The organism is Paenibacillus oleatilyticus, from assembly GCF_018998565.1.
GTDB classification, from domain to species: Bacteria; Bacillota; Bacilli; order Paenibacillales; family NBRC-103111; genus Paenibacillus_G; species Paenibacillus_G oleatilyticus.
The window spans coordinates 53,007-73,805 of the sequence record NZ_JAHNZO010000019.1; the positions used below are offsets into that span (position 1 = coordinate 53,007).

Annotated in this window: 18 protein-coding genes; 14 read left to right on the forward strand and 4 right to left on the reverse strand. The window is 55.7% G+C overall.

The features are described from left to right. The first annotated feature begins 12 nt into the window (after window positions 1–12). The 5 genes from KQX66_RS22665 (at window position 13) to KQX66_RS22685 (ending at window position 5,485) form a co-directional block, all read left to right on the forward strand. Window positions 13–240 carry a cold-shock protein gene (locus KQX66_RS22665; RefSeq protein ID WP_216795078.1) on the forward strand — a complete coding sequence of 76 codons (228 nt, stop codon included), beginning with the start codon at window positions 13–15 and terminating at the stop codon, window positions 238–240. Between the two features lie 76 nt (window positions 241–316). Beyond that, the gene (locus KQX66_RS22670) at window positions 317–928 is read left to right on the forward strand and encodes a class I SAM-dependent methyltransferase (RefSeq protein ID WP_216795079.1); all 612 of its coding nucleotides are present in this window, start codon (window positions 317–319) and stop codon (window positions 926–928) included. A 128-nt stretch (window positions 929–1,056) separates the two neighbouring features. After that, the gene (locus KQX66_RS22675; protein WP_216795080.1) at window positions 1,057–2,712 is read left to right on the forward strand and encodes a response regulator transcription factor; all 1,656 of its coding nucleotides are present in this window, start codon (window positions 1,057–1,059) and stop codon (window positions 2,710–2,712) included. After that, on the forward strand, window positions 2,709–4,502 hold the full coding sequence (locus tag KQX66_RS22680; protein WP_253957367.1) for a cache domain-containing sensor histidine kinase: 1,794 nt from the start codon (window positions 2,709–2,711) through the stop codon (window positions 4,500–4,502). The genes KQX66_RS22675 and KQX66_RS22680 overlap by 4 nt, the downstream gene beginning before the upstream one ends. Then, window positions 4,499–5,485 (forward strand): substrate-binding domain-containing protein, encoded by a 987-nt coding sequence (locus KQX66_RS22685; protein ID WP_216795082.1) that lies wholly within the window; start codon window positions 4,499–4,501, stop codon window positions 5,483–5,485. Before KQX66_RS22680 ends, KQX66_RS22685 begins: the two co-directional genes overlap by 4 nt. A gap of 53 nt (window positions 5,486–5,538) precedes the next feature. Here KQX66_RS22685 and isdG read toward each other — a convergent pair whose 3' ends face one another. Genes isdG through KQX66_RS22705 form a run of 4 tightly spaced genes read right to left on the reverse strand, consistent with a single transcriptional unit; the run spans window position 5,539 to window position 8,617 of the window. Further along, window positions 5,539–5,859, reverse strand: coding sequence for a heme oxygenase (gene isdG / locus KQX66_RS22690; protein WP_054977710.1), 321 nt, complete (start codon window positions 5,857–5,859; stop codon window positions 5,539–5,541). Beyond that, entirely contained in the window at window positions 5,847–6,659 is an 813-nt protein-coding gene (locus tag KQX66_RS22695) for an ABC transporter ATP-binding protein (RefSeq protein ID WP_216795083.1), read from the reverse strand. The genes isdG and KQX66_RS22695 overlap by 13 nt, the downstream gene beginning before the upstream one ends. Continuing rightward, window positions 6,659–7,654 carry a FecCD family ABC transporter permease gene (locus KQX66_RS22700; protein WP_216795084.1) on the reverse strand — a complete coding sequence of 332 codons (996 nt, stop codon included), beginning with the start codon at window positions 7,652–7,654 and terminating at the stop codon, window positions 6,659–6,661. The genes KQX66_RS22695 and KQX66_RS22700 overlap by 1 nt, the downstream gene beginning before the upstream one ends. A 6-nt stretch (window positions 7,655–7,660) precedes the next feature. Further along, window positions 7,661–8,617: an ABC transporter substrate-binding protein gene (locus KQX66_RS22705; RefSeq protein WP_216795165.1), complete on the reverse strand. Its 957-nt coding sequence runs from the start codon at window positions 8,615–8,617 to the stop codon at window positions 7,661–7,663. A gap of 422 nt (window positions 8,618–9,039) precedes the next feature. Between KQX66_RS22705 and isdC the strand changes: the two genes are divergently transcribed. The 9 genes from isdC (at window position 9,040) to KQX66_RS22750 (ending at window position 20,774) form a co-directional block, all read left to right on the forward strand. Then, window positions 9,040–9,897 carry a heme uptake protein IsdC gene (isdC, locus tag KQX66_RS22710; protein WP_216795085.1) on the forward strand — a complete coding sequence of 286 codons (858 nt, stop codon included), beginning with the start codon at window positions 9,040–9,042 and terminating at the stop codon, window positions 9,895–9,897. Beyond that, window positions 9,794–10,264 carry an NEAT domain-containing protein gene (locus KQX66_RS22715; RefSeq protein ID WP_253957368.1) on the forward strand — a complete coding sequence of 157 codons (471 nt, stop codon included), beginning with the start codon at window positions 9,794–9,796 and terminating at the stop codon, window positions 10,262–10,264. Before isdC ends, KQX66_RS22715 begins: the two co-directional genes overlap by 104 nt. 118 nt (window positions 10,265–10,382) lie before the next feature. After that, complete coding sequence (locus tag KQX66_RS22720) at window positions 10,383–14,078, forward strand: NEAT domain-containing protein (RefSeq protein ID WP_216795086.1); 3,696 nt, start codon at window positions 10,383–10,385, stop codon at window positions 14,076–14,078. Window positions 14,079–14,169: 91 nt separating this feature from the next. Further along, on the forward strand, window positions 14,170–15,063 hold the full coding sequence (isdE, locus tag KQX66_RS22725) for a heme ABC transporter substrate-binding protein IsdE (protein ID WP_216795087.1): 894 nt from the start codon (window positions 14,170–14,172) through the stop codon (window positions 15,061–15,063). Window positions 15,064–15,092: 29 nt separating this feature from the next. Further along, window positions 15,093–16,076, forward strand: a complete 984-nt coding sequence (locus tag KQX66_RS22730) for a FecCD family ABC transporter permease (RefSeq protein WP_216795088.1) — start codon at window positions 15,093–15,095, stop codon at window positions 16,074–16,076. Window position 16,077: 1 nt separating this feature from the next. After that, on the forward strand, window positions 16,078–16,848 hold the full coding sequence (locus KQX66_RS22735) for an ABC transporter ATP-binding protein (RefSeq protein ID WP_216795167.1): 771 nt from the start codon (window positions 16,078–16,080) through the stop codon (window positions 16,846–16,848). Between the two features lie 19 nt (window positions 16,849–16,867). Next, window positions 16,868–17,665: a class B sortase gene (gene srtB, locus KQX66_RS22740; RefSeq protein WP_284439840.1), complete on the forward strand. Its 798-nt coding sequence runs from the start codon at window positions 16,868–16,870 to the stop codon at window positions 17,663–17,665. Window positions 17,666–18,098: 433 nt separating this feature from the next. Next, window positions 18,099–19,175 (forward strand): galactose ABC transporter substrate-binding protein, encoded by a 1,077-nt coding sequence (locus tag KQX66_RS22745; RefSeq protein ID WP_216795089.1) that lies wholly within the window; start codon window positions 18,099–18,101, stop codon window positions 19,173–19,175. Window positions 19,176–19,265: 90 nt separating this feature from the next. Further along, a complete protein-coding gene (locus KQX66_RS22750) occupies window positions 19,266–20,774 on the forward strand; it encodes a sugar ABC transporter ATP-binding protein (RefSeq protein ID WP_216795090.1) in 1,509 nt (502 codons plus the stop codon). Window positions 20,775–20,799 lie beyond the last annotated feature (25 nt).

Genomic DNA, 20,799 nt, shown 5'->3' on the forward strand with positions numbered 1-20,799 from the left:
AGGGGAATGGCCGTGAATTATCGTAAAAAGATGTTTGAGGAAGTCCCCAAGGAAGAGACCAAGATCTGGTCCTGTACGAAAGAAGACTGCAACGGGTGGATGCGGGACAATTTTATGTTCGAGCATAACCCGACGTGTCCATTGTGCCAGTCCGCTATGGTTAGCGATACGAGAATGCTGCCGGTGCTGGTGAATTCGGCGCCGGATCAACGTCCGGTCAAGACCGGTCAAGAGGAATAGGCACGAATTTGACAGCCGCCGTTCAAGTTGTTAACTTGGATGGGCGGTCTTTTTTGTTCCGAGTGAGGTGATGAGGATGCTCGAATGGACGGGAGAGCGAATTATTCCGAAGCAGATGAAGCCGACGAACGGCATGCTGCTGGAGCATATCGCGAGATATTATTTTGCTGCTCCATATGTGCAGGGGCGGGTACTGGACATTGCGTGCGGAACCGGGTACGGGAGCCATATGACGGCCAAGGAGCGGAAGCGGGAAGTGACGGAAATCGTCGCCGTCGACAACGATGAGGAGACGCTGCGGTACGCAAGCCGGGAGTACCATCATCAGAAGGTGACGTATGTGCAAGGGGACGCGACAGACCCGGGGCTTCCGGAGCGGCTCGGCCTGTTCGATACGATCTTGAGCTTTGAAACGATCGAGCACCTGGAGGACGACAGGACGTTTATGCTCAACCTCTACCGCATGCTGAAGCCGGGGGGAATTCTGGTCTTGTCCAGCCCGTTCGGCCGGGGGCGGGGCATGCCGACCAGCGAACCGTTTCATGTTCACCAGTTGACACCGAGCGAGTTCGAGGAGTTGTTCACCGGGTTTGCGGAGGTGGACATCTACTACCAGCGGGGCGTGACCTTCGAGAAGCCGCGGGACGGCATCCGGTATTTTATCGGCGTGGCGGTGTGCCGGAAGTAGCGGGGACCTCATTCCTCCACTTTTCAAACGAGGCGACCTTCTGGTACATTGGTATCACGAGATTTCGAAAACCTGCCGAAGCCGGGAGGCGCTAGCTCCCGCAGCGGCGCAAAGTGAGGCCGTGACCGATGTATAAGCTCATGCTTGTGGAAGACGAAGAAGATGTGCGCGAAGGCATCCTGCGGGAGATCGACTGGGCCCGCCACGGATTTGAAGTGATCGAAACCGCGGAAAACGGTCAGGAGGCGGCGGAGCTGTTCGAACGGCAGGTGCCGGACGTGGTCGTCACCGACATCCGCATGCCGTTTATGGACGGGCTGCAGCTGGCGGCGTGGATCAGGCAGCGGTACGAAGCGACGAAGATTGTCATCCTGACCGGTTTCGACGAGTTCGAATATGCGCAAAAAGCGGTCAAGCTGCATATCGACGAATATGTGCTCAAGCCGTATTCGGCGCAGGAGCTGATCGACGTGCTGGCGAAGATCAAGCGCCGGATTGACGAAGAAGCGGCGGAGAAGGAAAACGTCCAGACGCTGCAGGAGCACTACCGCAGAAGTCTGCCCGTGCTGCGCGAGGTTTTCTTGGCCTCGCTGGTCGCGCGGAAGCTGCCGCGGCGCGAAATCGAGGAGAAGTGCCGCAGCTACAATCTGGAGCTGGCGGCGGACGCCTACGTCGTATCCGTCATCAGTATGGATACGGGCGACAGCGAGGACGCGGAGGGAGCGGCCGAAGCCTCGCTGAGAGGTTCGAAGGACACGGAGCTGAAGCGCTTCGCCGTGCTGAACATTGCCGAAGAAATCGTCGAGAAGCACCGGCTGGGGCGGGTGTTTTTGCACAACGATTACTTGGTGCTTTTGACGGTAGCCGGACAGGTGCCGGAGGGCGAAGCTTCCACACTTAAGAAAACGCTTACTGCGCTGGAGGACATCCGGCAGAGCATTGCGAAATATTTGAAATTTACCGTCACGATTGGCGTCGGTACCGTATGCGGCGAATTGACGGACGTATCCTATTCGTACAAGGATGCGGTATTGGCGCTCGATTACCGCGGCATTCTCGGCAGCAACCGGATCATTTGCATCGACGACGTGGAGACGCGTTTCGTCGAGAAGCTGCGCTTCGACGAATTGAAGGAGCATGCATTGATCCGCTGTCTGAAGGTCGGCACCCCGCAGGAAATTCAGGAGACGGTGGACGGCTTGTTTCACGGCATCGGCGAAACGCAGGTGTCGTTCAAGGATTACCAGATTTACTTGATGGAAATGTTAACCGCCATTCTCAAAGCGGCCAAAGACGCGAACGTCGATTTGGATGCGGTGCTCGGGACGGACTTCGTACCGTTCGCGGAGCTGCACAAGTTCGCGAGCCTGCAGGAAGCGAAGAGCCGCATTCTCGGGCTGTGCACCGCCATCATGAACAGCATCGCAAGCCAGCGGCAGTATGCGTACAAATCGCTGGTGGAGCAGGCCATCGAGTATACGAAGAGCCATTTCCACGAGACCGACATTTCGATCCAGAAAGTGTGCAGCCATCTGCATATCAGCGCGGGCTATTTCAGCAGCATTTTCAAGAAAGAAGCGAAAATGACGTTCGTGAGCTACCTGATGCACATTCGGATGGAAGCGGCGAAGGAGCTGCTGCGGACAACTGACCTCAAAGCGTTCGAGATCGCCGAGCGGGTCGGATATGCGGAGCCGAACTATTTCAGCTTCAGCTTCCGCAAGCATGTCGGCGTCTCGCCGAAGGAATACCGCAGCGCCGCCATGGAGGGACAGCGCGGATGAAGCGGGTGGCCCGGGGGCTTCGGCGGATGGCCGCATCCGTTGTCTATACGTGGAAGGTCAAGAGCATTCAGGTGATCATTACCGCGTCGTTTACGCTGCTGACGCTGCTTGTGATGGCGTTCGTCAGCGTGATGCTGTACAACAAATTTACGAAGACGGCGGAGCAGAATACGTTTCTCAGTAATGAACAGATCGTCGCGCAGGTCAAATACAACCTTGAAAATTACTTGCAAAATATGTCGCAGGTGTTTCAGACCGTGGAACAAAAGGTGTGGATGAATTCCGTCGTGGCGGGCGAACGGCTGACCGATCAGCTCGGGATGATTCTGGACAGCCGCACGGATATCGTATCGATGGCGCTTTTTACGGCGGACGGCGAGCCGATTGCGGGGCTTCCGGTCATGGACATGCGCAAAAACACGAAGCTGACCGAGCAGAGCTGGTTCAAGACGGCGCTGGAGAACCCGAACCATCTGACCTTTTCGCTGCCGCACATCCAGAACCTGTACAAGGGCAAATATACGTGGGTCGTGTCGATGAGCAAGCAGATTACGATCGAACACGGCGGCGAAAAGCGGAACGCCGTGCTGCTCGTCGATTTCAACTTCAAGACGATCGACGACTTGTGCCGCCGGGTCAGTCTGGGGAAGAAAGGCTACGTGTACATCATCGACGAGTCCGCAGGCAACATCGTGTACCATCCTCAGCAGCAGCTCATTTATATCGGCCTGAAATACGAGAATGTGGAGCAGGCGCTCAAATATACGTACGGCAATTATCTCGATTCCTCCAGCGGCGACAAGCGGCTGATCACCATCGCAACGGTCAATAACATCGGCTGGAAAATTATCGGCGTTTCTTACATGGACGAAATCGTGACCGCCAAAAAGGAAATCGGCGGCTTTATCGCCTGGCTGCTGCTCTTTGTCGTCGTCTTCGTGCTGCTGATCTCGGCGTTCATGTCGGCCAAAATCTCGCAGCCGATCCGCCGGCTGGAGCGTTCGATGAGCAAGGTGGAGCAGGGCGTGTTCGACATTCACATCCAGGTGCAGGGCGACGACGAGGTGGGGCGGCTGTCGCGCCGCTTCAATTATATGGTGGCCCGCATCCGCGAGCTGATGGGCCAAATCATCCGCGAGCAGGAAGCGAAGCGCCGAGGCGAGCTTGAGGTGCTGCAGGCGCAGATTCACCCGCATTTTCTGTATAATACGCTGAATTCCGTCGTGCGGCTGGCTGGCGGAGGCAAGAGCGAAGAGGTCATTACGATGATTACGGCGCTGTCGAAATTTTTCCGCATCAGCCTCAGCAAAGGCCAGACCGTCATCTCCATACAGGACGAGCTGGAGCATGTCCGCAATTATTTGATCATCCAGAAAATGCGCTACAAGAACAAATTCGAGTTCGCATTCGAAGCGGAGCCGGAGGTCCTGAGCTGCCGGACGCTGAAGCTGATTTTGCAGCCGATCGTGGAGAACGCAATCTACCACGGCATCGAAATGATGGCGGATGAAGGCTTCATCCGGATCACCGCCGAACTCGTCGGGGAAAAGGTGCGGCTGCGGGTCATCGACAACGGGCTCGGCATCCCGGCGGAGAAGCTGGAGCGGCTGCTGACGGGCGAGGCGGCAGGCGGCGAAGGCTCATCTGTCGGTCTGCGTAACGTGCATGAGCGGATCAGGCTTGGCTATGGCGAAGCCTACGGGCTGGAGATCGAAAGCCAACTGGAGGAAGGCACGACGGTGACGCTGTGGATTCCGGCCGTACGAACGGAAGGGGCGGAGGAACGATGACAAGGGGAAGCGCAGCATTTCGAACGGTTCCGGTGCTGCTTGCAGCCTTTTGGGGCCTCCTGCTGCTCGCCTCTTGCGGGAGCGAGAATACCGAGCCGCACATCTCCGAGTCCAAGAAACAAATTGCGCTTGTGCTTAAAACGCAGAACAGCGATTATTGGAAAACGGTGCGTACGGGCGCGGAAGCGGCGGCAAAAGAATTCGGCGTCGAGCTGTCGGTCGGGGCGCCCAAGCAGGAAGAGGACGTGCAGGGCCAAATTCAGCTGGTGAACGAAGCGGTCAACTATAAGCGGGATGCGCTGGTGCTGGCGGCCAACGACGATCGGGCGCTGGCGGAAGCGGCCGGGCAGGCCGCGGAGCGAGGCATGCCGGTCATCGCCATCGACACGGAGATCGACTCGCCGCGGGTACGCAGCTTCATTGGCATTGATAACTTCGAGGCCGGGCGCAAGGCCGGGCTCAAAATGGCATCGCTCGTCGGGAACCGGGGGCGTATCGCGGTGATCGGCTTCAAGCCGAGCGTGAGGACGACCGAGCAGCGGGAGCAGGGCGTGCTGGACGAACTCGCCAAGCACAGCCAGATGAAGGTGGTGGAGCAGGTCGAGTGCGCCTCGGACCCCGCTCCGTGCGCCCGGCAAATCCGCAGGCTTCTTCAGGAGCCGGTAGACGGGATCGTCGCGCTGCATGCCGTTTCGTCCATCGAGGTTGTTCGGGCGATCGGGGAGCTGGGACTGGAAGGAAAAGTAAAGGCCGTCACGTTCGATAGCACGGCCGAAAATATCGAATCGCTGCAGGAAGGCGTCATTCAGGCGACGATTATCCAGAATCCGTTCAGCATGGGGTATCTGGGCGTCAAATATGCGGTCGAAGCCTTGGAGGGCAAAAAGGTGCCCGCCCGCTTCGATACCGGAACGAAGGTGATCGATCAGGACAACATGTTCTGGTCGGACAACCAGAAGCTGTTGTTTCCTTTTGTGAAGTGACGATATAGAAAAGGAGAGGGCGGCCGCCTAAGCGGTCGCTCTCTCCTGCTTCATCAGCCTGCGGCGATGGGCTGTCTTACGATTTTGACGTCATAGAACGAGATTTTGTTGGAAATAATATAATCCGGCATGCCTCCGCGGTGGGAGTGCGCCTCCCGGAACGCTTCGCTGCGGGTCCACGCTTGAAAATCCTCTTTTTTACTCCAGCGGGTGCTGACCGTCACTTCGTCGTATTCCGGCGTATTTTCCGTCAGCAGCACCTCCAGGCCGAGAAAGCCTTCCATATATTCCACTTTTCCGACCTTGTCGAACCGTTCGATCAGCTTATGCGCGTTGCCCTTCGTGATGTGGGACGTATTCGTTACAATGACCATATGATTTCCTCCTTAGGTTTACAGGTTTTTCGAATCGGAATGATAACAGGATAGTCGTCGTCGAAGGCGACTTTGGCTTCGATGGCGTATACGTCCTGCAAAAATTGCGGATTGATGATTTCTTTCGGATTTCCGGACCCTACCACGTGTCCGTGCTTCATCGCAATGAGATAATCGCAATAATTGGCGGCTTGCTGAAGATCGTGCAGCACCATGACAATCGTCAACTGGTGCGTCTCATTGATCCTTTGCAGCATTTCCATCACATCGAGCTGATGGGCGAGATCCAGATAAGTGGTAGGCTCATCCAGCAGCAGAATATTCGTTTTTTGGGCCAAGGCCATGGCGATCCGGACTTTTTGCTGCTCACCTCCCGATAAAGTGTGGAACATCTGTTGTTCTGCTTTTGCGGTGCCCGTTAGGTCCAGCGCCCAATCGATAATCCGCTCGTCGTCCGCCGTCATGCGTTCGAACATACGTTTGTATGGGGAGCGGCCGTAAGCGACCAGCTCCCGCACGGTCAGCTCGGGAAGCTGGCCTTTGGATTGGGTAAGCATCGCTACGGTTTGGGCAAACTCGATCGATTTATAGGTCTTGGCTTGCCGGTTATGAACGTAAACTTCTCCCTGATCGGCTTTCAGCAATTGCGCTATAATTTTTAATAGAGTGGATTTTCCGGAGCCGTTAGGCCCGACGATCGCCGTCAGCTTGCCTTTCGGGATCGAGACCGTAACGTCCCGAAGCCGGAAGGCGCCGACATGGAATTCCAGATGGTCCGTATGAATAGCGGTGGCGGTCATCACACGATTCCCCGTTTCTTCAACAAAAATAAAAAGAACGGCGCTCCCAGACCTGCGAGCAAGATGCCGACGGGCAGCTCGATGGGGTCGAACCACGAGCGCGCGATCGTATCGGCCAGCACGACAAGCGCTGCGCCTCCCACGATGGACAGCGGAAGGAGGAAGCGGTAATCTTCGCCGGCCAGCAGCCGGATGGCGTGAGGCACGACCAGGCCGACAAAGCCGACCAATCCGGCGACGCTGACGGCAGCCCCGGCCAATAAGGACGACAACAGGATCAGCAGCAGGCGCTGCACCTCCACCTTCTGGCCCAGCAGCTTGGCTGCATCGTCTCCGAGCAGCAGCAGGTTGGCCGGCTTGATCGCAAGGACGGACAAAGCCAGCCCTGTGATGGCGTAGGGCGCCATGAACTGCAAATGATGCCAGCTCCGGCCGCTTAGCCCGCCCGCCAGCCAGGGCAGAACGGCTTGCACCCGGTCGCTGTACGTCACCATTAGCCCATTAGTTACGGCGCCTAGCAGCGCATTGATCGCGACGCCGGCCAAAATGATTTTGAGAGGCGAGGCCCCTTTATTCCACGCCAGCCCATAGATGACCACGGAGGTGATCAGCGCCCCCAGAAAAGCGAGAGCGGGCAGCAAATAGCTGAGCTGCGGAAACACGATCATCGCCAAGATGGCAGCAAGGCCTCCGCCCGCCGAGACGCCGATAATGCCCGGGTCGGCCAGCGGATTTTTCATCACGCCCTGGAGCAGCGCACCGGCTGCGGCCAGGCATGCGCCGGTCAGCATGCCGACGAGCACGCGGGGAACCCTTAGATTCATGACGATTTTCTCGTGCGCAGGCGGGCCGTTCGCCGTAAAGACCGTCCATACCTCCTTAAGCGACAGAGAGACAGACCCGTAGGCGATGCCATAAAAAGCTACGGCGAGGAGAAGGAGCGGTGCCGCAATACATAGCAGCTTTCTTCTCAAGAGGCGTTGTTGTTTATTCATCGGGCGTCACTTCACGGCTTGAAGCAAGGCTTTCAGCCGGTCAAGCGCTTCAATAACCCGGGTGCCGGGATTCGTGCCGAACAGGTCGGACGGTAGAACCTCCACGCGGTTATGCTTGACGGCGTCCAGGCTGTTCCAGGCGGCATTTTGCTGCATTTCCTTCAAGAAGCCGTCCTTGACCTTCTCGGGATTGCCGTGGCTCATTAACAGAACCAGCTGCGGGTTCGATTGGATGATTTTTTCGGTATTCAATTGAGCATACTGCGGATAGTTTTCCAGCTTCGGATAGTCCGCAGCAATATTTTCCCCTCCGGCCTTCGCCAAAATGTCTCCGCTTAAGGAGTTGCCCAGCGCAGCCATGTAGGTGCCCGGAGCACCGTAAACGAGCAAGACTCTCGGTTTGGGACCGGTCGAGCCGGAACCGGTTTCCTTGAGCTTCGCCTCGATGCTTTCGTTCAGCTCCCGGGCTTTGTCTTCCTTCTGCAGCAGTTGGCCGAACAAAGCGATCTGCTTCTTGATATCGCCGATCGAATTGGCGGAGGTCAGCAGCATCTTGGAGCCGATGCCTTCGACCGAAGGAATGTCTTTCGTGTTCAACGGATGGTTGCCGAGCACGACATCCGCATCCAGCGCAGCGATTTTTTCGAGATCGATGCCGTGGGTGCTGCCGATCTGCTCCGCGCCGGCCGCTTCTTTGACGGCCGCCGGTCCTGCCGACGTCGGCCGTCCCACGACCTTGCCGCCCAATGCATAAATAATATCCACCTCACCGTTGCTTAATGCGGCGATTTTGGTCGGGATGGTAGGGAAGGTCACGCTGCGTCCGGCAAAATCTTGGACGGATAGCTTCGTATCGGCCGCCTTCGCAGCAGACGGCTTCGCCTCGGACGGCGCAGCCGTGGCACCGCTCCCCGTGGAAGGCCCCGGACTGCATCCGGCCGCCCCGAGCAGCAGAATGGCCATGCCTATAGGCCACAATCGTTTCACTTGCGTCCTCCTATCTGGCGGAGCCGGATATTAGATTGTATGATCGAAACAAATGATAATGATTATCACTTTCAATGTCAATGGGGTGTTGAGGGATTTATCCAAATTATTTTTTGAGCGTGATAGAGTAACTGAATTTTTAATTCCCGCCAATAATTTGGGTTGACAATTTCCTTGAATCTGGAATAAGATCAACCTGTCGGATAAAATTTCGTCTAAATATTTCCAAAACTGAAATAAGGGAGGGATGCCATGTTCAGACAATCACGAAAAGAACAACAGAAGAAGCCGGAAGGGATCATTTTTTTTGAGTTCTAATTGAGAATGATAATCAATATTGATGATAATGATTATCAATGATTTTTCTGTAAACTAACCGGAAAGGAAGCCCGTACAACGTGAAAAGGTCATTAGCTTTATCCTCCTTTTTTTTGACGCTGCCGTTCGTCCTGAGCCTGTTCTTTGCGCCGGGAGCGCAAGCCGCTTCCGACTTGGCCGACGGTACGTATACGGTTGACTACACCATTGTCAAGGCGGAGAACGAGTCGGCTTCGATGGCGAACGATTATTTCGAGAAGCCGGCGACCTTGCAGGTGAACAAAGGCGAGATCACCGCGCAAATTCAAATGAATCACAGCAAATGGATCACTATGTTCAAAGTGCCGGACAAAGGCGATTTTGCCGATGCGAAGGTAATCAAAAGCGATGAGAACGAAGACACCCGAGTTGTCGAATTCAAGCTTGACGATTTGTCCAAGCCGTTGCTTTCCAAAATTCATGTGACGGTCGAATCGATTAACTACGACCATGATTACACGATCCGTTTTATTTTCGATACGAAGAAGTTAAAGAAAGTCGAATCGGCAGCAAAAGCAGCCTCAGATAAAGCAGGCGCTTCGACTGCGGCTGCGGAGAAGACCGGCGCCGACAAAGGCGCGAAGGCCGGTGCGACAGCTCCGGCTGCGAGCACGAAGCCTGTGGCGACAGCCGACGCTGCCAAGCAGCCGGCGGACAAAGTCATGCTGTCAGCCGACAACCCGCAAACCGGGGATCAAGCGCCCCTTGCTTTCTTTACAGCTTTGTTCTTCATTTCAGCATGCTATCTGGTCCGCAGCCTCCAAAACCACTGGACCCTAAAAGGAGAGAATCCCTTTGAGAAAGCAATTTACCAAAGCCATTGCCGTGTTTATGATGATGTTTGCGCTGCTGACCTTCGTTCAGGCCCCGATGGCCGGAGCCAATCCTGCGCTTGCTGACGGAACTTATACGGTTGAGTTCACCGTGTTGAAGGATCAAACCAACCAAACGTCCACCATGGACGGCTATCTCCAGAAGCCAGCTAAGCTGGAAGTGATCAACGGCAGCAAATTCGTCTCGGTTACGTTGAAAAACAGCGATTGGATTCAATTTTTCAAAACCGAGCAGAACGGAAGCTACGTTGACGCAACCGTGGTAAGCACGGACCCGGCAGCCAACACCCGCGTCGTTAAATTCCCGGTATCCGATTTAACGGCCAAAACGAACGTGTACACGCATGTGAAAATTACAACGCTGCCGTTCCCTTACGACCACAAGTACAACGTTCAACTTCAATACAATACGAGCACCATTAAACCGCAATAAGCAAGTCATCCAGGCGCGTCGTTGTAGCTAAGAAGCACCTGTAATCCGCTGCGGCCAGGAAAGCAAGGGGAGCTTGATCCCCGGTTTATTTATGAGACAACAAAGGAGCGTTATGACTTTGAGCAGGACTTTACAGAAAGCTTTATCCGTTTTTCTAGCCGTCTTCGTATTTCTCGCTGCGGTTCAAATTCCGCTTGCCGGTGCAGCCCCCTCGCTTGAGGAGGGCAGCTATACGATCGGTTTAACCGTGCTGAAGGAAGATAAGGACGAGCCGTCGATGGTGAACGATTACCTTCCGAAGCCGGTTCAGGCCAAGCTGGAAGTGAAGGACGGGAAGCAATTCGCATCCATCACTTTGCTTAACAGCAGCTGGTGGCAATATTTCAAGACGGAGAACAACGGACAATTCGTCGATGCGGAAGTCGTAAGTCGGGACGAAGTCAACAATACGAGAGTCGTGAAGTTCGAAGTGCCGGATGTGTCGGCGAAGCTGAATGCCAAGATCCATGTGAAAATTATCGGCTTGCCGGGCATGCCCGACTTTGTCTACGACAATTATTATACGGTGCGTATCGTTTTCGATACGGACACCCTCGTAGCGGAGCCGGGGGACAAGAGCCGGCTGACGGCGCTCGTTACCCAAGCGCAATCGGCGCACGATACCGCCGTGGAAGGCAGCCTGAAGGGGCAGTATCCCGCAGGCTCCAGGAGCAAATTGAGCTCGGCGATTGCACAAGCCAAGGCTGTCGCCGACAGCGCATCGCCTGCGCAGGCGCAGCTGAACAAGGCGGCGGCTGCGCTGCAAGCAGCCCTCGATGCGTTCAAAGCATCGGTGAATACCGCAAATCCCGATCCGGCGAAGGACGGCATATACCGCCTTCCGTTTACAGCGCTTCATGCGACGGCGGATCAGACGTCGGGCATGGATTCGTACTTGGCTAAACCGGGCAAGCTTACGGTTCAGCAGGGGCGCAAGAAGGTATCCTTCACGGTGAAGCAGAGCTCGATCATTCCGCAATTCAAGGTGGAGCAGGGCGGCGTGATGCTCGATGCCACCGTGGCGAGCCGCAATGCGGCGGACGACACCCGGGTGGTGGAATTTGAAGTGAGCGATCTGACCGCTCTTGTCAATGCCGAAGTGCGGGTGGAAACCTCGTACAACGGACAGCTTTACCAAAAAACGCACAAAATCCGCTTGAAGTTCGACTCCGCAAACGCCGAGAAAATCCCGTCCTCCGAATTGACGGGACCGGCGACCGTGAAAGCCGGACAGCAGTTGAAGCTGACGTTCGGGGTGAGCGGCGTGACGAACAGCGTATACGAGCAGGTGTACACGCAAGGGCTGACGCTGGGCTTCGATCCGGCCAAGCTGAAGTTGGTTGAAGCGTCCCCGTTGATCAACGGGCTTCGCCTAACGGAGCAGTACGAGATCGCGCCTGGACAAGTCCGCTTGTCGACCAGCCTGGACGAAGGCGTGCGGCCTTTGCCGGTAAACAATCGGTACATCACGCTCACTTTTCAGGCGCAATCGGTGACACAGGCGACTTATGCGCTTGTTGCGTTAAGCGACGTCGTGGTGAACAACCATAACGGGCGGCTCAAGGTAGACGACAGCTGGTATACGCTCGCCATTCAAGCGGGCCCGGCCGAGAAAGGGAAGTTGAACGCACTAATCTCGGAGGCCGAAGCGCTGCATAACGCAGCGGTCGAAGGCACGTTCCCGGGTCAATATGCCAATGGAGCCAAGAACGCGCTTTATACGGCGATCCGGCAGGCACAAGCCATAGCCGGTCTGGACGAAGCGGAGCAAGGGCAGGTGGATCAGGTCGCAGGCGCTCTGGAAGCGGCGATTGCCGGATTTAAAGCTGCGGTCGTGACAAGCCCCCGCACTCCGGTGACCGTGGCAAACGGGCAGTACAGCTTCGATCTCGTCGTCATCTCCGGCGACCGTTTCGGCTCGTCCGTTAGCTCGTATCTTGAACATACCGGGAAATTGACCGTTCAAGACGGGAAGAAATTCCTCTCGTTTCAACGGAAAAACGGCGTATCGATTGCGAATTTCCAATTGCTGCGCGCCGACGGGACGACCCGGGATATTCCGACGCAGGAAGCGCCGACTTCGCCGGAGCCTGAAACCGCCCGTACGTTAGCTTCGGGTGCGGCAGATGTCCGATACGAGATCGACGATGTGACAGCCACCTATCTCGTCAAGCTGGCGGTGCCGAAGGATAACGGAACAGAGGAGCGTTCGTTCCGCATCGCTTTGAACAACATCGTGCCTGCTTCGCCCGGAGGACCCGGGCCGGTTAACCCGAACGTGCCGGTCACGCCGGGAAAAAGCCCGAACGGGCTTGTCGACGGTATATACAGCATCGATTTTAAAGTGTTGAAATACGGCACCGATACCAAATCCGTAATGCAGGATTATGTGAAAATGCCGGGAAGCTTACAAGTGGTGAACGGGACGCAATACGTCTCGATTGTGCTCAAGCAAAGCAAGGAAATTACGGAATTCAAAGTCGAGCAGGGCGGTAGTCTGACCGACACGACCGTGGTCAGCACCGATGAGAAAGAAAACACGCGGGTCGTAAAATTCCAAGTGCCGAATCTGGATGAGAAGGTGAAGGGCTGGGTCAAAGTAGATTGGGCGGCCTTCAACTATTTCCATTCCTATGACGTGCACCTTGCGTTCGACAAAAGCAGCATTAGGCCGCTCAACGGCAACTTGTCCAAAGTCCTGAACGCCAAGCCGTTTCCTAAATCACTAAAGGCCGGCGAGTATACGATGAACTATACGCTGCTTGTTTCGGCAACAAGCCCGGAGCAAGCGAAGACGGAAGACAATAAAACGGATAAGAAGGCAGATAAAAATGCGCCGAAAAAATCGTTCATCAACGATCTGGTGAAGCATCCTGCTAACCTGACCATTCAGGAAGATGGCAAGAAGCTCGTTACTTTCACCGTGAACAAAAGTAAAGAAATGCCGATGATCCAGGTCGAGCGGGATCAGGTCGAGAAGGATGCCGATCCGTTTGCCGACGTCAAAGTCGTATCTTCCAATGAAAAAGAAAATACGCGGGTCGTTCAGTTCGAAGTGAAGGACGCGAGCACGAAAAAAGCCCGGATCAAAATGGACTGGCCGGACAAATATAATCTGATATACACCGTGGACATGACGTTCGATTTGGACAGCATCAAGCCTGTCAAGAAGGAAGAGGAGAAGAAGGAAGAGCCTAAGGCGGCGGAAACCAAGCCTGCGGTGAAGGCAATCGTACCTGCGAAGCTGACCGACATCGAGGACCACTGGGCCAAAGCTCTGATCGAGCGGGCTGCGGCGCTGGGCATCGTCAACGGCTACGAGGATGGCACGTTCCGTCCGGACAACGAGACAAGCCGGGCCGAAGTGGCGGCGATGATCAGCCGGGCGCTCAAGCTGAAAGGGGAGCAGGGCGAATTGAGCTTCGCCGACCTCGACAGCATTCCCGCATGGGCGAAGGAGAACTTGGCCAGCGTCGTAAGCTCGGGCATCATCAGCGGTTATGCGGACGGAACGTTCTCGGGCGACCGGAAGGTTAGCCGGACCGAAATGGCCGTCATGATCGTACGCGCTCTGAAGATCGAGCCGGCAGCGAATGCGTCTCTTCCGTTCGCGGATGCCGGACAAATTGCGCCATGGGCGCAGCCCTACATTGATGCGGCCCATAAGCTCGACATCGTCGGCGCAAGCTACAACCACCGTTTCGCGCCCCATGCGAACGTAACCCGGGTCGAAGCGGTGAACCTGGTATTGAAAATGCTGAACTATGTCAAGTAATGGCAAGCTGAAGCCTCACAAATCGGATGAGCGGGGATGCCGGGCGACCGGCGTCCTCCGTAATTTTTTCAGGAAAGGAGAAATCGCCAAGATGGGCAAATGGCTGAGTGCTGCAATCGTCCTCCTGCTGCTCATAACAGGCTGTTCGGCGAAGGCGAACACTGATGGTACCGCTGCTGCGAATACAGGCACGGAGGCGGTAACGACGCAGCCGGAGCATCGGATCATCGCCACGACCGTGGCGGCTGCGGAAATCATGGATGCGCTGGAGGTCGATTTGGTCGGGATTCCGACCAGCTATAAGGAGCTGCCCAAGCGCTATGCGTCCTTGCCCCAAATAGGCAATCCGATGAGCCCGAACATGGAGCTGGTGAAGTCACTCGATCCGACGGACGTATTATCAGTGACGACCTTGCAATACGACTTGGAGCCGGTCTTCAAAAATGCAGAGATCGAAGCGAGCTTTCTTGATCTGACCAGTCTGGACAAAATGAACGAGGCCATCAAGACGTTGGGCGGCAAATATGGCCGGCAGAAGCAGGCCGAAGCGATCGCAGCCCAATACGACAAGAAGCTCGCCGAAATCAAGCAGCGGATCGCGGGCAAACCGTCCCCGTCCGTGCTTATTCTGCTTGGCGTGCCGGGCAGCTATCTGGTGGCGACGGAGAACTCGTACATTGGCGATCTGGTGAAGCTGGCCGGCGGGAGAAACATCGTACAGGGCGAAAAAGTGGAATATTTGGCCTCCAATACGGAATACCTCCAGCAGGCGAACCCGGACGTCATTTTGCGGGCGGCTCACGGGATGCCGGAAGAGGTCGTCAAAATGTTCGATAAAGAATTTAAGAAAAACGACATTTGGAAGCATTTCGATGCGGTAAAAAACAACAGGGTATACGATCTGAAGGAACGATTGTTCGGGACAACGGGAAATCTGGCGGCGATCGAAGCGCTGGACGTTGTGACGAACATGCTGTACCCGTAAAACTATGGAGTGACAGAGGACGTTTGCACATGAACAAAACGATTTGGAGCCTGGCGGCCGTCATCCTTTTGCTCGTCATCATGGTCATCGTATCCGCAACGACGGGCAGCATCAAGGTCGGCGGTTTCGAGCTGATTCAAGGCTTGGTTACCGGCGAAAACAAGAAAGTGGAAGTCATCCGCGACCTGCGTCTGCCCCGGATCATCGTCGCGCTGTTCGTCGGAGCGGCATTGGCGGTATCGGGCGTGCTGCTGCAAGCCGTGATGCGAAGCTCGCTTGCGGACGCCGGCGTGATCGGCATCTCTTCGGGAGCCGGGTTTGTTTCTATCCTGATGGTCTCGCTATTCCCGGGTCTTTTCTTCTGGCTGCCGTTTTTTGCTTTTCTTGGCGGCGCTTTGGCATGTTTTCTGGTCTATTCGTTCTCCTGGAAATCGGGCCTCAGCCCGATTCGGATTATTCTTGTAGGAATCGCCATCAACGCGATGTTTACCGGCTTGGGACAATCGTTTAATTATAGAGGCAGCTATGCGGTGACCAGCGTCAATCAGGCGACAACGTCTACGTTTCCCCTGAAAACGTGGAGCGACGTCGAAATGATTCTCATCTACGGCACTGCCGGTCTTGTTCTCTCGCTGCTGCTGTGCTCCTGGTGCAACGTGCTTGCGCTGCAGGACAAATCGGCCCGGAACGTCGGTCTTCCCGTCGCGCGCGCCCGGCTGCTGATCTCTGCCGTCGCCGTCCTGCTTGCGGGTGTTGCCACGGCTATCGGAGGGCTTATCGCTTTTGTCGGGCTGCTCGTTCCCCATATCGCCCGGCTGCTCGTCGGCTCGGATCATAAGGTGCTTATTCCGTTTTCCGCCCTGGCGGGGGCCTTGCTGATCTTGACGGCGGACACGCTCGGACGAACGGTGCTGGCGCCTGCCGAAATTCCGGCCTCGATTATTATGATGGTGATCGGGGGGCCTTTCTTGATATTTCTGCTTAGAAAGAGTGATCGGGTCCATGGACATTAAGTTGGAAATTCAACAGGTCAGCTTTTCGTACGACAAGAAGCGCGACCAGCTCAAGCAGGTGAACGGCCGGATCGAACCCGGCAAAATCACGACCATTATCGGCCCGAACGGATCGGGCAAGTCGACGCTGCTCGGCGTGATGTCGCAAAACTACGCTCCGCACAGCGGACAGGTCGTGCTGGACGGGAAAGCGATTCGCAGCTACAAGCCGAAGGAGCTGGCCAGAAAGCTGGCTGTCGTCCACCAGCAGAACGACGCGCCCTCGGACATCACCGTGGAGAAGCTGGCGGGCTTTGGCCGGATCGCGCATCGGAGCATGCTAGCCCCGCACCGTGAGGAGGACGACAAGGCTGTCGAGTGGGCGCTTTCCTGCACGAACCTGCTGGAAAAGCGTCAGGCAACGCTCGACCAATTGTCCGGGGGCGAGAGGCAGAGAGCCTGGGTAGCAATGGCTTTGGCGCAAAGCACGCCGATGTTATTTTTGGATGAGCCGACAACATTTCTTGACATTTATTACCAAATTGAACTATTAGAATTAATCAAGAAGTTGAATGCCGATCACGGCCTTACAATTGTCATGGTGCTTCACGACATCAATCAGGCGATCCGTTACAGCGACCGCTTGATCGTGATGAAGAACGGCGAGATTCAGATGCAAGGCCCGCCGGACGAGGTCATTACGGAAGCTTCGATCAAGACGATCTATGGCGTGGATGTGATCGTCAAGCATGAAGAAGCTGCCGGACTGTATATGATTCCGGTCGGCATTTGACCGGTATTGAGGTGATGACTTGCACATTCGAAAATGGCTGACGCCGCTCTGCCTGGGACTGATGCTGTTTTCCGGGTACGAGTTAGCCGGTATTCTCCGAAGCTACCACGACAACCGGGTCGTCATGGCCGAAGCCCGGCAGTTGTACGGTGGGCACGCAGAGCCCGAGCTGCCTCGCGCTGAGACCTTGGTAGCCCCGAAGGAGGAGGCTCAGCAGACGGAATCCCCCAAGGAGACTCGTGCTCAATTTAAGACTTTGCTCGACGTGAATCCAGACGTGGTCGGCTGGATCCGAATCGGGAATACGGCAATCGATTATCCAGTTGTCCAAGGAAAGGACAACGCCTATTATTTGAACCGGAACTATAAGGGCGAGGAGGCGAGCGCCGGCAGCATTTTCCTCGACTTTCGCAACGATATCGGCAAAGCTCAGCCGAACACAGTGATTTACGGTCATCGCATGAAGGACGGCTCTATGTTCAGTGATTTGAAAAAATTTCTTAAAGATGATTTTTTTAAGGAAAATCTCACTTTTCAATACGATACCTTGTATCACAGCTATCGGGCCGAGATTTTCTCCGTCTACCCGGCGACTGCGGATTTGAATTATATTCAGACCGGCTTCGGTAACGAACAAGAATACGCTGCTTTCCTGCAGAGCCTACAGGAGCGATCGCTGTACAAAACGGACGCCGTCCTCGGGGCGGAAGACCGCATCCTCACGCTCTCAACCTGCGACTATACGCTCGACCCTGCGAAGGGCAGACTTGTACTCCACGCCAAGCTGATCGAGCAAGATAGGCCTGCGAATCCCTAGCCCAACCTTATAAAAGAAACGTCCTTAGAATCTGAAGGGCGGTCCAAAGTGTTGAGAAAGTGTTTTTGACAAAATAGAGAACCATAAGCGGGTGGGGTATCCACTGGAGAAGCGATAGCGTCCGCCTTTGTCATCGGGAAATATCCGCTGCTAAGCAGCTTCTAATTAAAATTTCCCGATGACAACAGCGGTCGGAAGTGGATACCCCGCCCCCCTCGTGTAACCCTCTATTCTCTAAAACCGACCACTTTTCTCCACACACTCAACGTCCTTTGAAATTCGAAGGACGTTTCTTTGCGTCCTCCCCCAAACACATGAGGATTTCGATAAAACACATGAGAATTTTGAATGGGTTTTTTACCGGAAATCCAAGATAATGGGAACGTAGCTAACCCAACGTAACGTCATGCAAAAAAACAGGAGGTCAGATGTTATGAAAAAGAAAGCTGTATCCATGATCGTCGCGGCAGCCCTGCTTGCCACTGCTGTCGGCTGTTCCAGTTCCGGCAATGCTCCGGCGGGCGGCGCGAACACGAATGCGGGCGGAGGGGCCGCCAAGCCCGATGCCGGTGCCGCCAAAAACCCAACCATCGGCGTTGCCATCTACAAATTCGACGATACGTTCATGACGGGCGTACGGAACGCGATTTCCCAAGCGGCGGAAGGCAAAGCGAAGGCGGACATCGTTGACAGCCAGAACTCCCAGCCGACCCAGAACGACAAGGTCGATTTGTTCATTACGAAGAAGGTCAACGCGCTCGCCATCAATCCGGTCGACCGTACGGCAGCGGGCGTCATCATCGACAAAGCGAAAAACGCGAACATCCCCGTCGTGTTCCTGAACCGCGAGCCGCTGGCCGACGACATGAAAAAATGGGATAAAGTCTACTACGTCGGCGCGAAAGCGGAGCAGTCCGGCACGATGGAAGGCCAACTCATTGTCGATTATTTCAAAGCGAACCCCACAGCGGACAAAAACAAGGACGGCGTGCTGCAATACGTCATGCTGAAGGGCGAGCCGGGGCATCAGGACGCCGAGCTGCGCACGAAGTTCGCGATCAAAGCCGTCGAAGACGCAGGCATCAAGGTGGAGAAGCTGGCGGAAGACACCGCGATGTGGGACCGCGTCAAAGGGCAGGAGAAAATGGCTGCGTTCCTCGCTTCCCACGGCGACAAAATCGAAGCCGTCTTCGCCAACAACGACGACATGGCGCTTGGCGCGATCGAAGCTTTGAAGGCGAAGGGCTATTTTAAAGACAACAAATTCATTCCGGTCGTCGGCGTTGACGCCACGGCGCCTGCGCTCAAAGCGCTCGAAGAAGGCACGCTGCTCGGCACCGTGCTGAACGACGCGAAGAACCAGGGGAAAGCGACGTTCAGCATCGCGAACGTGCTCGCGCAAGGCCAGACGCCGACCAAAGAAAACACTGGCTATGACATCACCGACGGCAAGTACGTCTGGATCTCTTACAAAAAAATCACTAAAGAAAACATGAATGACGCGAAATAATCGGCTACCCGGCCGAGCGGCAAGGGGCAATGGCTGCGGACGTTGCCCCTTTTGCCGTATGCGCGCATCCTTACGCGAGGGGGCCTTGGCATGACGGAAACCCGATATTTGCTTGAAATGAACGGAATTACGAAGGAATTTCCCGGCGTCAAAGCGCTGGACGGCGTCACCTTGAAGGTACGCCCGGGCACGGTGCACGCCTTGATGGGAGAGAACGGCGCAGGCAAGTCTACGCTGATGAAATGCTTGTTCGGCATTTACAAGCCGGACGGCGGCGAGATCGTCCTGGACGGCCAGAGAGTGGAGATCAACAACTCGAAGGATGCGCTGAGTTTGGGCGTCTCGATGATTCATCAGGAGCTGTACCCGGTGCCGCACCGCAATGTGATGGAGAACCTCTGGCTCGGACGTTTTCCGGTGAAGGGGCTCGGGCCGTTTAAGCTCGTCGACGAGAAACAAATGCGCGAGGATACGCTTGCGCTGTTTCGGGATTTGGATATGGATATCGATCCGAACGCTTTGGTGGGCTCGATGTCCGTATCCAAGATTCAATCGCTCGAAATCGCCAAAGCCGTCTCCTTCCGCTCCAAAGTCATCGTGATGGACGAACCGACGTCTTCGCTGACGGGCAACGAAGTGGAACAGCTGTTCAAGATCATTAACGAGCTGCGCGGGCGCGGCGTATCCATCATTTATATTTCCCACAAAATGGAGGAAATACTCCGCATTTCCGACGACGTGACCATCATGCGGGATGGCAGGCTGATCGGCACGTGGCCGGCGGTCGAGCTGACGACGGATCTCATCATCTCCCGGATGGTCGGCCGCGACCTGAAGGAGCGCTTTCCGGAGCGCCACAACAAGCCCGGCGACGTGCTGCTGAAGGTGGAAAAGCTGACCTCTCCTTTTCCAAAATCGTTCCGGGACGTATCGTTCGAGCTGCGAGAGGGCGAGATTTTGGGCGTAGGCGGCCTTGTCGGCGCGCAGCGGACCGAGCTGATCGAAGCGCTGTTCGGCCTGCGCTCGGTCGCTTCCGGCGAGATCCGTCTCCGCGGACGCAAGGTCAAGATCAAATCGCCGACCGATGCCAAGAAGCACAAGATCGCGCTGCTGACCGAAGAGCGGCGGGTGACGGGAATTTTTCCCGTGCTGTCGATTCTGGAAAATACGATGATCGCCAATCTGGACCGGTATATCAATCCGTTCTTCCTGCTGAACGAGCGGAAGGGACGGGCGGAAGTTGCCGGAAGCGTCGAGAAGCTGCGCGTCAAGACGCCTTCGATTAAGGAGCTGATCAAAAACTTGTCGGGCGGCAACCAGCAGAAGGTGCTGCTGGCGCGGTGGCTTCTGACCGAGCCGGACATCTTGCTACTTGACGAGCCTACCCGGGGCATCGACGTCGGGGCCAAATTCGAGATCTATACGATCATCGCCGATCTGGCCAAGCAAGGCAAAAGCATCATCATGATTTCCTCGGAAATGCCCGAGCTTCTCGGCATGTCGGACCGCATTATGGTCATGTCCGAGGGGCGGCTGACGGGCATCCTGGACGGACGGCAGGCGACGGAACAAGAAATTATGCGGCTTGCCGCCAACTAGAAGAGGACATCGCGAAGGAGGAGAA